Here is a 13,703-nt window from a genome sequence, read left to right on the forward strand (position 1 = left end):
GGCGCGTCACCGGGCGCACGCTCCGAGCGTCCGCCGCCCCGCGCACGCTCCCCGCGCCGTTCCGCCGCGGCGCGCGCTCAGGGTGTCCGGCCGCTGGTGACCCCGTAGTACTGGAGGTCCTGCACCTCGACCGTGCCGTCCACCCGGTACGGCAGTTCCACCGCGGTCTGCGAGCCCCCGTCCCGGACCACCCGCGCCGAGCTGGTGCCGGGGCGCAGGGCGAGCAGGTGGGCGTGGACGCCGGCCGGGGCCTCGTACGCGTCCTTCGCCGGGCCGGTGGCGGTACGGACGGTGGCGGGCGCGGTCAGGAAGCTCAGCACCTCCACCGCGTCCCGGGGCGCCGCGCTGCCCTTGCGCAGGGACATCACCAGGGACTGGCTGCCGGTCGGGTCGGCGGCCGCGAACTGGGTGCGGGAGGTCAGGTAGAGGGTGTCGCGGACGATCTCGGGCCAGGCCCCCGTCTTGAACCGCGCGAGGTAGTAGGAGGAGATGTCCAGGTAGGTATGGCCGTTGTGCAGGGAGGGGGCGAACTGGCTGCCCTCCGAGTAGTCGTTCCAGGTGGTCAGCTGCACCCAGTCGGCGCCGTCGTCGATGGCGTGGGTCCACGTGGAGCGCAGGGTGGCGGTGTTGCCCGCCTCGTCGTAGATCCCCTGGTTGGGGCGGGCGTCCTGGACCGAGACCGGCTGCATCCAGATCTTGCCGAGGTCGTGCGCCCGCCGGATGTCACCGGCGGCGCCGTCCTGGCCGACGTAACTGCGGCTGCCCCACTCGGAGAACCCGTAGCTGATCGGCGCGAACTGCGCGCTGTGGGCGCCGGCGTCGAGGAAGAGCGGGACGAACGCGGTCCGGATGCCGTGCTTCGACTTCAGCAGGTCCAGCACCCCGGTCCACCACGCGGCGCTCTGCTGCTCCGCCTTGAAGGGCGAGACGACCAGCCGGCCGTCGGCGAGCCGGTGGGCGGCGGGGGCCCTGCCGAGCGCGGCGAGGGCGTCCGCGAGCACGGCCGGGTCGTCGGTCCGCAGGGATGTCATGTCCGGCATCAGCATGACCTTGAAGCCCGGGTCGACCGAACGGGCCGCCTCCATCAGCCGGTTGGCGCGCTCCCAGTTGGGGCCGGAGAGGGAGAGGAGGTCGAGGGTGAAGCCGTCGATGCCCGCGGCCACGGCCGTGCGCACCTCTTCGCGGAGGTTGGCGGCCTCCCAGTCACCGCTCTTGGGCGCCGTGGGCAGCGGCCGGTCGCGCAGCAGGCCGCCGTAGCGCGCGTGCTTGCCGTTCTCCCCCGCCGGGGTGAGGTAGTTGCGGGTGTAGTAGTCGCCGTCCGCGCTCGCGTTGTCGAGGGAGAGCGGGTACGGGGTGAAGTAGTGGGCGAAGACCAGCTTCTTGCCGGAGCGCAGCGCGGCGGGGGCGGGCAGATCGAACGGCAGTGCGCCGGGGGGACGTTGCCCCGCGCCGTCCCCGTCGGCCGCCCCGCCCCCGCCGCCGGGTGCGGAGGGGGCGGCGCCGGTGTCCGGGGCGCCGCTGCCGGAGGCGTCGGCGGCGGGCGGTCGCTGGTCGGGCCGGGCGGACCAGGGCGTGCCGATGGCCGGCGCCGGACGGGTGCCGCGGGATCCGCCGGAGAAGGGGTCCCCGGCTACCCCGGTCGCGGCGAACACGCCGACGAGGAGGAAGGCCCCGGCGAGGGCGGCCAGCAGGGCCCGGCCGCCGCGCAGACCCGCGCGGCGCCGGTGGGATAAGGGCCGTCTCCGGCGGTGCGCCGTCATCCTGGTTCCCTCCGCCGGAATATGCCCGAGGACCGGGCTGCACAGCAGTAGAGCGGATTCCCGTCATCCGGACAACCGTTCCCCGGACGGCCGGGCCGGGCACGTACGTCACGGGGACCACGGCGTCTACGCCGAACGCAGGGGCGGCCGGGCGGGTCCCCCGGTGACGGCTCCGCGGGGACGCCACCGGAATGCGTAATTCCTCTGGCCCTGGAGCGCCACTGGCGCATAATCGGCGGCACGCGGCTCGATCCAACCCTCGATCCGCGCGTGGCCACGCGTGCGAGGGGGGCATCGTGCCGATGGGGGACGGGGATCAGGCACACCGCCGGGGGCCCGGCGGCGAAGCGGCGCGGGACACGGGTCGGGCGGAGCAGGGGCGGGAGCCGGGCCGCGAGCCGGGTTCCCCGGGGACGCTTCCCGCGACCTCCGCCGAGCTGTCCCGGCTGCTCACCACCGTCCGGCGGGGGCGGGTGCTGACGGTGACCGGAGGGTTCGGCGCGCCGCGGAGCCTGCTGGTGCGGGAGATGGGCCGCCGCCTCGCGTCCAACTTCTGCGACGGGGTGGCCGTCGTCACCCTCGACCGCGCCTGCGGGGTCCGGGAGCTGGTGGGCCTGCTGGGCTCCGTACCCGGCCGGGCGTCCGTGCCCCACGGATCGGCGCAGGCCGCGTCGTGGCTCGCGGAGCGGGACATGCTGCTCGTCCTGGACGGCTCCGACCGGCTCACTCCGGAGGCGGTGACCTGGCTGCGGACCCTGCTCACCCGCGCGCCGGGGCTGCGGATCCTGGCGGCCGGACGCCACCCGCTCGAACTGGAGCAGGAGCGGATCCACAGCCTCTGACGCGGCTGGGCGGAAACGGGTCAGACGGCCGTGAGGTCGGGGGCGGTCCAGTCCTCGGCCAGCAGGCCGAGGACCACCTCGTCGGCGAAGGCTCCGTACACCCAGGCCGAGCGGCGGAAGGTGCCCTCCAGGACGAAGCCGGACGCGGCCGCGGCCCTGGTCATCGCCGTGTTGTCGGCGAGGGTCTCCAGCTGGAGGCGGTGCAGGCCGCGCACGGTGAAGCCCTGGTGGCACAGGAGCCGGACCACCTCCCGTCCGAGCCCGCGGCCGCGGCTGCCGGGCCGCAGGGACAGGCCGAGGTGGGCGCAGCGGTTGTGGGTGTCGATGCCCCAGAGCAGGGCCTCGCCGGCGAGTTCGCCGGAGCCGAGGTCGACCACCGAGAAGAAGTCGACGTCCTCCGAGGGCGCGGCGGGTTCGTACGGGGAGTGCCCGCCCGTGGCGGACAGGGGGCGCCAGGGCCGGGAATCGGCCCGGGCGCGGGTGGGTACGTCGTCGTAGAGCTCGGCGTGCAGGACGGCCACGTCGTCGGGGTGGCGGGCGCGCAGCCCGGCCAGATGTCCTTTGATCACGCGGTATTACTAGTCGCTGGCGGGAAGGGACCACAACAGGATTACCGGCGGACGCGCCACCGCCCCGGCCGGGGGTTCCCGGCCGGGGCGGTACGCCGCGGTGCGATGGCGTGCGGCGGCGTGCGCCGCCGGCGCATCGGCCGCGGGGTGGATCAGCCCAGGATCGAGAGCGCCTGGTTGAGCGTCGCGGACGGACGCATGACCGCCGTGGCCTTGGCCGCGTCGGGGTGGAAGTAACCGCCGATGTCGGCCGGGGAGCCCTGGACCGCGATCAGCTCGGCGACGATCGTCGACTCCTGCTCGCCGAGGGTCTTGGCGAGGGGCTCGAAGGCGGCCGCCAGCTCGCTGTCCTCGCTCTGGCGGGCCAGCTCCTGCGCCCAGTACAGGGCGAGGTAGAAGTGGCTGCCGCGGTTGTCGATGCCGCCGAGGCGGCGGCTCGGGGACTTGTCCTCGTCCAGGAACGTGCCGGTGGCGCGGTCCAGGGTGTCGGCCAGCACCTGGGCGCGGGCGTTGCCGGTGGTCTGCGCGAGGTGCTCGAAGGAGACGGCCAGCGCGAGGAACTCGCCGAGGCTGTCCCAGCGGAGGTAGTTCTCCTTGACGAGCTGCTGCACGTGCTTGGGGGCGGAGCCACCGGCGCCGGTCTCGAAGAGGCCGCCGCCGTTCATCAGCGGGACGACCGACAGCATCTTGGCGCTGGTGCCCAGCTCCAGGATCGGGAAGAGGTCGGTCAGGTAGTCGCGCAGCACGTTGCCGGTCACCGAGATGGTGTCCTCGCCGCGGCGGATGCGCTCCAGCGAGTAGGCGGTGGCCTTCTCCGGCGACAGGATCTCGATGGTCAGGCCGTCGGTGTCGTGGTCGGCGAGGTAGGTCTTCACCTTGGCGATCAGCTGCGCGTCGTGCGCGCGGGTCTCGTCCAGCCAGAAGACGGCCGGGGAGCCGGTGGCGCGGGCGCGGGTGACGGCGAGCTTGACCCAGTCCTGGATCGGCAGGTCCTTGGTCTGGCAGGCGCGGAAGATGTCACCGGCGGCGACCTCCTGCTCCAGGACCGTGTTGCCCTCGGCGTCGACGAGGCGGACGGTGCCCGCGGCGGCGATCTCGAAGGTCTTGTCGTGGCTGCCGTACTCCTCGGCCTTCTGGGCCATGAGGCCGACGTTCGGCACCGAGCCCATCGTGGACGGGTCGTACGCGCCGTGCGCGCGGCAGTCGTCGATGACGACCTGGTAGACACCGGCGTAGCTGCTGTCCGGCAGGACGGCGAGCGTGTCGGCCTCGGCGCCGTCCGGGCCCCACATGTGGCCGGAGGTGCGGATCATCGCCGGCATGGAGGCGTCGACGATGACGTCGCTCGGAACGTGCAGGTTGGTGATGCCCTTGTCCGAGTCGACCATCGCGAGGGCCGGGCCCTCGGCGATCTCGGCGTCGAAGGAGGCCTTGATCGCGTCGGCGTCGGGCAGCGCGCCCAGGCCGTTCAGGATGGAGCCGAGGCCGTCGTTCGGGGACAGGCCGGCGGCGGCGAGGGTCTCGCCGTAGCGCGCGAAGGTCTTCGGGAAGAAGGCGCGGACGACGTGGCCGAAGACGATCGGGTCGGAGACCTTCATCATCGTGGCCTTGAGGTGCACGGAGAAGAGCACGCCCTCGGCCTTGGCACGCTCGATCTGGCCGTTGAGGAAGGTGCGCAGCGCGTCGACGCGCATGACGGAGGCGTCCACGACCTCACCGGCGAGCACCGGTACGGACTCGCGCAGGACGGTGGTCGCGCCGTCCTTGGCGACGAACTCGATGCGCAGGGTGCCGGCCTCGGCGATGACGGCGGACTTCTCGGTGGAGCGGAAGTCGTCGGCGCCCATGGTGGCGACGTTGGTCTTCGACTCGGGGGTCCAGGCACCCATGCGGTGCGGGTGCGCCTGCGCGTACTTCTTGACCGAGGCGGGGGCGCGGCGGTCGGAGTTGCCCTCGCGCAGGACCGGGTTGACGGCGCTGCCCTTGATCTTGTCGTAGCGGGCGCGGGTCTCGCGCTCCTCGTCGGTCTTCGGGTCGTCCGGGTAGTCCGGAAGCGCGTAGCCCTGGCCCTGGAGCTCGGCGACCGCGGCCTTGAGCTGCGGGATCGAGGCCGAGATGTTGGGCAGCTTGATGATGTTCGCGCCCGGGGTCTTGGCCAGCTCGCCCAGCTCGGCGAGGGCGTCCTCGATGCGCTGGTCCTCCTGGAGACGCTCGGGGAAGCTCGCGATGATCCGGCCGGCCAGCGAGATGTCCCGCGTCTCCACGCGCACGCCGGCGGTCGAGGCGTACGCCTGGATCACGGGCAGGAACGAATGGGTGGCCAGGGCCGGGGCCTCGTCAGTGTGCGTGTAGATGATGGTCGAGTCAGTCACCGGATGCTCCGCTCCACAGTCTGCGTCTCTCGTCTGCAACATTGCTCGACATCAAGATATCTCGTGATCGGGCCTGCTCCGACAGCCCCCCGCTCCGGCGTCGGCGAGACACGCGTCACCCCTGGTGGGAGCGCCGGGAACGGCGAGAGCGCCGCGCCCGACGGGATACGTCGGACACGGCGCTCTCGGCGTGGCGCCGGGGGAACCTCAGACAGCGAGCTTCGGGTTCGGGCCGTACTGGTTCGGCTGCGGGTTGCCCTCGCTGGCCATGAGGACGAGCAGCCAGATGCCGCCGACGAGCGGGATCAGGGCGATGAGCATCCACCAGCCGGACTTGCCGGTGTCGTGGAGACGGCGGACCGCGACGCCGAGGCCCGGCAGCAGGACGGCCAGCGCGTAGATGCCGTAGAGCAGCGGGTAGGTGCCCAGCAGGTTGTCGACGACCGCAACGATGATCAGCGCGATCATGTTGAACAGGACGAACATCCAGTACTCCTGGCGGCGCGAGCGGCCGGAGAAGTCGACGTAGCGCTTGAGCACATCGGTGTACCAGTGCATGTGTCCCCCCAAAGGACGGGTTTTGGCGGCCCGTCCTGGTGGAGCAAGCCGGGGCAGAACTTATGCCCCCTTTACGTTGCGGTCAAGCCATCACACAAGACGTATTAAGAGCCTATTTCAAGGCGTTCCCCGGCCAAAAACCATGTTTACGGGCGGCACTTCCGGGTGACGGAATCCTTACGGCGGGCGCGTGGCGCCCCGTTGGGGCCCGCGGATCCGTAGCGTCCGGCCCATGCGAGTACTCGTCACAGGCGGAGCCGGATTCATCGGCTCGCACATCGTCGGGGCGCTGCGGCGCCGAGGACACAACCCGGTCGTGCTGGACGTGCTGCTGCCCGCCGCGCACCCCGGCCCCCCGGAGCTGCCCGACGCGGAGTTCGTACGGGCCGACGTGCGGGACGCCGCAGCCGTGCGGGAGGCCCTGCGCGGGGTGGACGCGGTGTGCCACCAGGCCGCGATGGTGGGGCTCGGCAAGGACTTCGCGGATGCGCCCGCGTACGTCGGCTGCAACGACCTGGGCACGGCGGTGCTGCTGGCGGAGATGGCCTCGGCCGGCGTGCGCGATCTGGTGCTGGCCGGCTCGATGGTCGTCTACGGCGAGGGGCGCTACGACTGCCCCGCGCACGGCGTGGTGCGCCCGGCCCCGCGGCGCGCGGCGGACCTGCGCGCGGGCCTCTTCGAACCCCACTGCCCTTCCTGCGGCGCGGAACTGACGCCGGGTCTGGTCGACGAGGACGCCCCGGCCGACCCGCGCAACGTGTACGCGACCACGAAGCTGGCCCAGGAACACCTGGCCGCGTCCTGGGCCCGCTGCGCGGACGGCCGTTCGATGTCCCTGCGCTACCACAACGTGTACGGTCCGGGCATGCCGCGCGACACCCCGTACGCGGGGGTGGCGTCCTTCTTCCGCTCGTCGCTGGCCCGCGGCGAGGCGCCCCGCGTGTACGAGGACGGCGCCCAGCGGCGCGACTTCGTCCACGTCCGGGACGTCGCCGAAGCGAACGTGACGGCCCTGGAGGCGGTCGGCTCCCGGCCCCCGGGCACGGCGGTCGCCTACAACACCGGCAGCGGGGACCCGCACACGGTGGGTGAGATGGCCACGGCCCTGGCCACCGCCCACGGCGGCCCGGCCCCCGTGGTGACGGGCGAGTTCCGCCTCGGCGACGTCCGCCACATCACGGCGGACTCCCGCCGCCTGCGCCAAGACCTCGGCTGGCACCCCGAAACCACCTTCACGACGGGCATGACGGAATTCGCCCACGCCCCCCAACGCCCCTCGGCCACCCCCGAACCCACCCCTGCCAAATCCAGCCCCGCCGGCGCTTGAGGCGACCCCAGCCCCGCCGGCGTTTGAGGCAACTCCAGCCCAGCCGGCGCTTGAGGCAACTCCAGCCCCGCCGGCGTTTGAGGCGCGGGGGCCCGGGGGCGGAGCCCCCGCACTCGACCCGCACCCGGGCACCCAGCGGACCAAGCGGACCCGGGGCCCCCGCCCCACCCCCACCCCGCCCGGCCAGCGCTAGCGCAACGGCAGGGTCACCTCAAACCGACACCCCCCGGGAACGTTCCGCACCTCCGCCCGCCCCGCATGCGCCTCCACGATCCCCCGCACGATGGCCAGCCCCAGCCCCGCCCCCGCGGGTGGCACCGGCCCCGCCCCCGCCGGAGGCGTCCGCGCCGCGGTCCCCCGCCACCCCGTGTCGAAGACCCGCGCCAGATCCTCCGCCGGGATCCCCCCGCACCCGTCGGTGACCGACAGCACCACCCCGTCCCCCCGCCGCTCCGCGGCCACCGCGACCGTCCCGTCGGCCGGGGTGTGCCGGATCGCGTTGATCAGCAGGTTCGCCAGCACCCGGGTCATCTCCTTGCCGTCCACCTCGACCGGCACCCGCTCCACGTCCTCCCCCACCAGCCGCACCCCGTGCTCCCGCGCCAGCGGGTCCACCCCCGACAGCGCGTCCCCGACCAGGTCGTACGCCGACATCCGGCTCGGGGTCAGGGCGAGCGCCCCGGCGTGGATCCGGGAGAGTTCGAAGAGGTCGCCGACCATGGAGTTGAGCCGCTCCACCTCGGTGCGGATCTGCCGGTGGTAGCGCGCCGGGTCGGCGGCCATGCCGTCCTCCAGCGCCTCCGACATGGCCCGCAGCCCGGCGAGCGGGGTCCGCAGGTCGTGCGAGATCCAGGCGACCAGCTCCCGCCGGGAGGTCTCCAGCGCCCGTTCCCGCTCCCGCGAGGCGGCCAGCTTCGCACTCGTCGCCGCCAGCTCCCGGGAGAGCCCCGCCAGCTCGGCGGTCGCCTGCCCCGGCGGCGCCGCGAAGCTGCCCCCGTCCCCGAAATCCCGCGCGGCCAGCGAGAGTTCACGGCTGCGGGCGACCACCCAGCGGCCCAGGACGAGCGCGGTGGCCAGGGAGACCACGGCGGCCATCGCGGCGACCAGGGTGACCACGCCCAGGTCGTGCCGGGAGAGGAACATCGCCTGGGCGACCGCGAGCGTACCGGCGAGCATGGCGGTGACGGTGACGGCTCCGACGACGGTCAGGGACACGGTCACCGACCGGTGGCGGACCAGGCGCAGGACGGCCGCGCCGAGGGCCCCGGCGCAGGCGGCGCCGCCGAGGGCGAAGAGCGCGATGAGCGCGATGTCCTTCACCGCGCCCCCTCGGCCCCGGCGTCGAAGCGGTAGCCGACGCCCCACACGGTCTGGATCAGCCGGGGGCTGCCGGGATCGTCCTCGATCTTCGCGCGCAGCCGCCGGACGTGCACGGTGACGGTGGACAGGTCCCCGAAGTCCCAGCCCCACACCTCCCGCATCAGGTCCTCGCGGCCGATCGCCCGCCCGGGGTGCCGCAGGAAGTGCGCCAGCAGATCGAACTCGCGCAGGGTCAGGGCCAGTTCGGCTCCGTGCTTGGTGGCCCGGTGGGTCGCCGGGTCGAGCGCGAGCCCGGCGCCCGCGAGCACCGGCGGCGCGGCGGCCGGGGCGTCCGGACCGGCGTCCCGGTCGGCCGCGCGGCTGCGCCGCAGGACGGAGCTGACCCGCAGCACGAGTTCGCGCGGGCTGAAGGGCTTGGTGACGTAGTCGTCCGCGCCGACTTCCAGGCCGGCGATCCGCTCGTCCTCGTCGCCGCGCGCGGTGAGCATGATCACCGGTACCGGCCCGGTCGCGCGCAGCCGGCGGCACACCTCCAGCCCGTCGATGCCGGGCAGCATCAGGTCGAGGACGACCAGGTCGGGCCGGTGGCGCTCGGCGCGGGCCAGGGCGGCGGGGCCGTCCGCGGCGAGCTCCACGGCGTACCCGGCGCGGTGCAGGTAGCCGCTGACGACTTCGGCGACGGTCGGGTCGTCGTCCACGACGAGGATCCGCCCGGCCGCGTCGCCGGGCGGCGCGGCGCCGGACACGGACACGGGCGGGGGCGGCGACGGGGGGTCCATGCTCATGCGTCCAGCCTCCCACCAGCGGCCCCCCGGCGGAGCCGCCGGTCCCCCCGGCAGGGGTGACGTCCGCGTTTCGTAAGGAGTCGATGGCCCTTTCGCGGCCCTGTCGTTCCTACGGTGAAACCCGTGACAGCAGACTCAGCAACCGCGGCCCCCCTGCCCGCGACGCCCCCCTCCGTGGACGTCGTCCTTCCCTGTCTGAACGAGGCCGAGGCGCTGCCCTGGGTCCTCGCCCGCATCCCGGCGGGCTGGCGCGCCCTGGTCGTGGACAACGGTTCCACGGACGGTTCCGCCGAGATCGCCCGGGCGCTGGGCGCCACGGTGGTGACCGAGTCCCGGCGGGGTTTCGGCGCCGCCTGCCATGCCGGGCTGCTCGCCGCGGAGGCGGACGTCGTCTGCTTCTGCGACGGCGACGCCTCCCTCGATCCGGGGCTGCTGGCGGGGTTCGCGGCCACGGTCGCCGCCGGTGAGGCGGACCTGGTGCTCGGGCGCCGCCGCCCCCGCGGCCTCGGTGCCTGGCCGCTGCACGCCCGGGCCGGGAACCTCGCACTGGCCCGGCTGCTGCGCCGCCGGACCGGCCTGGCCCTGCGCGACCTGGGCCCGATGCGGGCCGGGCGGCGCACGGAGCTGCTGAGCCTTGAGCTGAGCGACCGGCGCAGCGGCTATCCGCTGCAGATGGTGGTCCGGGCGGCCGACGCGGGCTGGCGGATCCGGGAGGTGGACGTGCCGTACCTGCCGCGTGCGGGGAAGTCGAAGGTGACCGGAACCTGGCGGGGCACCTGTCAGGCCGTGCACGACATGAGCCGGGTCCTGGCCGAACCTCCGCTCACCGCCGCCTCGGGCAGCGCCCCCTCGGGCGCCGGGGCCGCGCTGTGACCGCGGGCACGGCGACCGCCCGGGCCGCGGGCGGGCCGGCGGGCACCACGCTGATGGTGATCGCCAAGGAGCCGCTGCCGGGTCGGGTGAAGACCCGGCTCACCCCGCCGTTCAGCCCGGCCGAGGCCGCCGCGCTGGCGCGGGCCTCGCTCGCCGACACGCTCGACGCGGTGGCCGCGACCCCGGCCGCGCGGCGGGTGCTCGTGCTCGACGGGCGGCCGGGGCCGTGGCTGCCGCCCGGTTTCGAGGTGGTGCCGCAGTGCGCCGGAACGCTGGACGAGCGGCTGGCGGCCGCCTTCGCGGGGTGCGCCGGGCCCGCGCTATTGATCGGCATGGACACGCCTCAGGTCACGCCGGAGCTGCTGGCCCGCGCGACCGGTCCGCAGGCCTGGGCGACGTACGACGCATGGTTCGGACCGGCGGTCGACGGCGGGTTCTGGGCCCTCGGGCTGGCCGCGCCGGACCCCCGGCTGCTGCGCGGCGTCCCGATGTCCGTGCCCGAGACGGGCGCCGTGCAGGAGGAACGGCTGCGCGCGGCCGGCCTGCGGGTGGGACGGCTGCCGCTGCTGCGCGACGTGGACGGCGGCGAGGACGCCCGACTGGTGGCGGCCGAGGCTCCGGGGGGCCGGTTCGCGGCCCTGTACGGAACGTTGACGGCAGGGGCGGCCGCCGCGGACACGGCGGTCCGTTCATGAGCGCCCTCGACGTCGACACCGTGGGGAGCGGCGGCGGGGCGGCGGCGGCCTGGACGGCCGATCCGTACACCGCGGCCCTGCGCAGCGGCCGCGGCCCCCTCTTCCTGCGGAGCGGCGACGGCCGGCTGCTGCCGCTGGACGTGGAGCGCTGGTGCGGGGCGCCCGGCCCGGCGGACCGGACGGTGCTGGACCGCTGCCGCGGCACGACCCTGGACATCGGCTGCGGACCCGGCCGCCTCGTCGCGGCGCTCGCCGTACGGGGCCACCGGGCGCTGGGCATCGACGTGAGCCCGGAGGCGGTGGCCCGTACGACGCGTTCGGGCGGGGCGGCGCTGCACCGCTCGGTCTTCGAGCCGTTGCCCGGGGAGGGTCGCTGGGACACCGCGCTGCTCATCGACGGGAACATCGGCATCGGCGGGGACCCGGCCGCGCTGCTGGGGCGCCTCGCCGGGGTGGCTTCCCCGGGCGGCGCGCTGATCGTCGAGTGCGCGGCGGGCGCCCGGCCGCGGGCCGACCGGCTCGACGAGCGGTGCGTGGGGCGGGTCGACGACGGCCGCGGGGCGGCGGGTCCGCCGTTCCCCTGGGCCCGGGTCGGCGCCGCCGCGCTGGACGGGTACGCCGGCGCGGCGGGGTGGGCCGCGGCCGAGCGGTGGACCGCGCAGGGCCGGGTCTTCGTCCGGCTCGTACGGCGCGCGCACGGCGGGCGCGGAGGGCTCGTCGGGCGGTCCGGGCAGGTGCTGGGACCGGGCCGACGGGGGCGGAGCGGACCGCAAGTTACTTAGAGGTATCTAGTGACTTACCACGCAAGCGACAGTAGAACTTGTTCTCACTCCGCCGAGAGTGAGGAAGGTCACATGAGTGACTCCACCATGCCCGACAAGGGATCCAAGGGATTTTCCCGCCGCGGATTCATCACAGGAACAGGTTCCATTCTAGGGGCCATGGCCGTCGCCGGTCGAGCCAACGCCGCACAGCTGCGCAGCGCCGGATCCACCCCGGCCGCCACCGCCGTCACCTCCGCACCGATCAGCGACGGGGCCCACGTCCCGGTGCTGGTGATCGGCACCGGATACGGCGGCTCCGTCGCCGCGCTGCGGCTCGCCCAGGCGGGCGTCGACGTACAGATGGTCGAGATGGGGATGGCCTGGGACACCCCCGGGCCGGACGGCAAGATCTTCTGCAACACGCTCACCCCGGACCAGCGGTCGTACTGGCTGCGCACCCGGACCAAGGCTCCGCTGAACTACTTCCTCGGGTTCCCGATCGACAAGGACATCCCCAAGTACACCGGCATCCTCGACGCGGAGGACTTCGCGGGCATCACGGTCTACCAGGGCCGCGGCGTCGGCGGCGGTTCGCTGGTCAACGGCGGCATGGCGGTCACGCCCAAGCGCGAGAACTTCGCCGCCGTGCTCCCGACCGTCAACGCCGACGAGATGTACACGACCTACTACCCGCGCGCCAACGCCGGGCTGGGAGTGGGCCTCATCGACCCGGCGTGGTTCGACACGGTGGACTGCTACCAGTTCGCCCGGGTCGGCCGCAAGCACGCGCAGCGCTCCAACTTCCCCTACGTCTTCGTGCCCGACGTGTACGACTGGGACTACATGAAGAGGGAGGCGGCGGGCACCGCCACCAAGTCGGCGCTGGACGGGGAGATCCTCTACGGCAACAACAACGGCAAGAAATCCCTCCAGAAGACCTACATCGCGGCCGCGAAGGCCACCGGCAAGGTCTCCATCTCGCCGCTCCACAAGGTCACCACCGTCTCCCCCTCGGCCGGTGGCGGCTACACCGTCGTCATGCAGCAACTGGACACCACCGGCGCCGCCGTCGCCACCAAGAGCGTCACCGCCGCGAAGGTGTTCTTCGCCGCGGGCAGCGTCGGCACCAGCAAACTCCTCGTCAAGCTCAAGGCCACCGGTCTGCTGCCGAACCTCAACGACGAGGTGGGCAAGGGCTGGGGCGACAACGGCAACGTCATGTGCGGCCGCGCCAACCACATGTGGGACCCGACGGGGAAGCTCCAGGCCACCATCCCCTGCGGCGGCATCGACAACTGGGCCGCGGGCGGGGCGTTCGCCGAGGTGGCGCCGCTGCCCACCGGCATCGAGACGTACGCCTCCTTCTACCTGTCGATCACCAAGAACCCCCACCGGGCGCAGTTCAGCTACAACGCCGGTACGGGGAACGTGGACCTGGACTGGCAGACGGCCTGGAAGCAGCCGGCCATCGACATGGCCAAGACCATCTTCGACAAGATCAATTCGAAGGAGGGGACGATCTACCGGACCGACCTCTTCGGCACCTACAAGATCTGGGGGGACCACCTCACCTACCACCCGCTCGGCGGGGCCGTCCTGGACAAGGCCACCGACAACTACGGGCGGCTGCACGGGCACCCCGGTCTGTACGTCATCGACGGAGCGCTGATCCCCGGCAACACCAGCGTCAACCCGTTCGTGACCATCACCGCGCTCGCCGAGCGCAACATCGAGAAGATCATCGCCACGGACCTGTGACCCGGCGGCGGTCGCCGATGCGCCCCGACGCACGAAGGGTGCGGGGCCGACCGGACGCCACCGGTCGGCCCCGCACCTCG

12 protein-coding genes are annotated in these 13,703 nt (G+C 73.7%); 6 read left to right on the plus strand and 6 right to left on the minus strand.

Going from position 1 to position 13,703, the window contains the following annotated elements; all coding sequences use genetic code 11:
• Positions 1-77: 77 nt before the first annotated feature.
• Positions 78-1,760 carry a glycoside hydrolase family 71 protein gene (locus AC0693_RS29985; protein ID WP_478803395.1) on the minus strand — a complete coding sequence of 561 codons (1,683 nt, stop codon included), beginning with the start codon at positions 1,758-1,760 and terminating at the stop codon, positions 78-80.
• A 296-nt stretch (positions 1,761-2,056) separates the two neighbouring features.
• Between AC0693_RS29985 and AC0693_RS29990 the strand changes: the two genes are divergently transcribed.
• A complete protein-coding gene (locus tag AC0693_RS29990) occupies positions 2,057-2,602 on the plus strand; it encodes a hypothetical protein (protein WP_478803396.1) in 546 nt (181 codons plus the stop codon).
• Positions 2,603-2,622: 20 nt separating this feature from the next.
• Here AC0693_RS29990 and AC0693_RS29995 read toward each other — a convergent pair whose 3' ends face one another.
• From AC0693_RS29995 to AC0693_RS30005, 3 genes are all read right to left on the minus strand, one after another.
• Entirely contained in the window at positions 2,623-3,171 is a 549-nt protein-coding gene (locus AC0693_RS29995; RefSeq protein ID WP_469338028.1) for a GNAT family N-acetyltransferase, read from the minus strand.
• A 152-nt stretch (positions 3,172-3,323) separates the two neighbouring features.
• Positions 3,324-5,543: an NADP-dependent isocitrate dehydrogenase gene (locus AC0693_RS30000; protein WP_478803397.1), complete on the minus strand. Its 2,220-nt coding sequence runs from the start codon at positions 5,541-5,543 to the stop codon at positions 3,324-3,326.
• Positions 5,544-5,750: 207 nt separating this feature from the next.
• Positions 5,751-6,101 carry a DUF805 domain-containing protein gene (locus AC0693_RS30005; protein ID WP_469320691.1) on the minus strand — a complete coding sequence of 117 codons (351 nt, stop codon included), beginning with the start codon at positions 6,099-6,101 and terminating at the stop codon, positions 5,751-5,753.
• Positions 6,102-6,333: 232 nt separating this feature from the next.
• Between AC0693_RS30005 and AC0693_RS30010 the strand changes: the two genes are divergently transcribed.
• Entirely contained in the window at positions 6,334-7,428 is a 1,095-nt protein-coding gene (locus AC0693_RS30010; protein WP_478803398.1) for an NAD-dependent epimerase/dehydratase family protein, read from the plus strand.
• A gap of 189 nt (positions 7,429-7,617) precedes the next feature.
• Here AC0693_RS30010 and AC0693_RS30015 read toward each other — a convergent pair whose 3' ends face one another.
• Together AC0693_RS30015 and AC0693_RS30020 are read right to left on the minus strand one after the other, a co-directional pair.
• Positions 7,618-8,748: a sensor histidine kinase gene (locus AC0693_RS30015; protein WP_469320689.1), complete on the minus strand. Its 1,131-nt coding sequence runs from the start codon at positions 8,746-8,748 to the stop codon at positions 7,618-7,620.
• Entirely contained in the window at positions 8,745-9,527 is a 783-nt protein-coding gene (locus AC0693_RS30020; protein ID WP_478803504.1) for a response regulator transcription factor, read from the minus strand. The genes AC0693_RS30015 and AC0693_RS30020 overlap by 4 nt, the downstream gene beginning before the upstream one ends.
• Before the next feature lie 129 nt (positions 9,528-9,656).
• On the opposite strand from AC0693_RS30020, the gene AC0693_RS30025 reads away from it, so the two are divergent.
• From AC0693_RS30025 to AC0693_RS30040, 4 genes are all read left to right on the plus strand, one after another.
• Complete coding sequence (locus tag AC0693_RS30025; RefSeq protein WP_478803399.1) at positions 9,657-10,406, plus strand: glycosyltransferase family 2 protein; 750 nt, start codon at positions 9,657-9,659, stop codon at positions 10,404-10,406.
• A gap of 53 nt (positions 10,407-10,459) precedes the next feature.
• A complete protein-coding gene (locus AC0693_RS30030) occupies positions 10,460-11,101 on the plus strand; it encodes a TIGR04282 family arsenosugar biosynthesis glycosyltransferase (RefSeq protein ID WP_478803505.1) in 642 nt (213 codons plus the stop codon).
• Positions 11,098-11,883 carry a class I SAM-dependent methyltransferase gene (locus AC0693_RS30035; protein ID WP_478803400.1) on the plus strand — a complete coding sequence of 262 codons (786 nt, stop codon included), beginning with the start codon at positions 11,098-11,100 and terminating at the stop codon, positions 11,881-11,883. Before AC0693_RS30030 ends, AC0693_RS30035 begins: the two co-directional genes overlap by 4 nt.
• 87 nt (positions 11,884-11,970) lie before the next feature.
• Positions 11,971-13,623: a GMC oxidoreductase gene (locus AC0693_RS30040; protein WP_478803506.1), complete on the plus strand. Its 1,653-nt coding sequence runs from the start codon at positions 11,971-11,973 to the stop codon at positions 13,621-13,623.
• Positions 13,624-13,703 lie beyond the last annotated feature (80 nt).

The organism is Streptomyces sp. NPDC043876 (genome assembly GCF_056435825.1).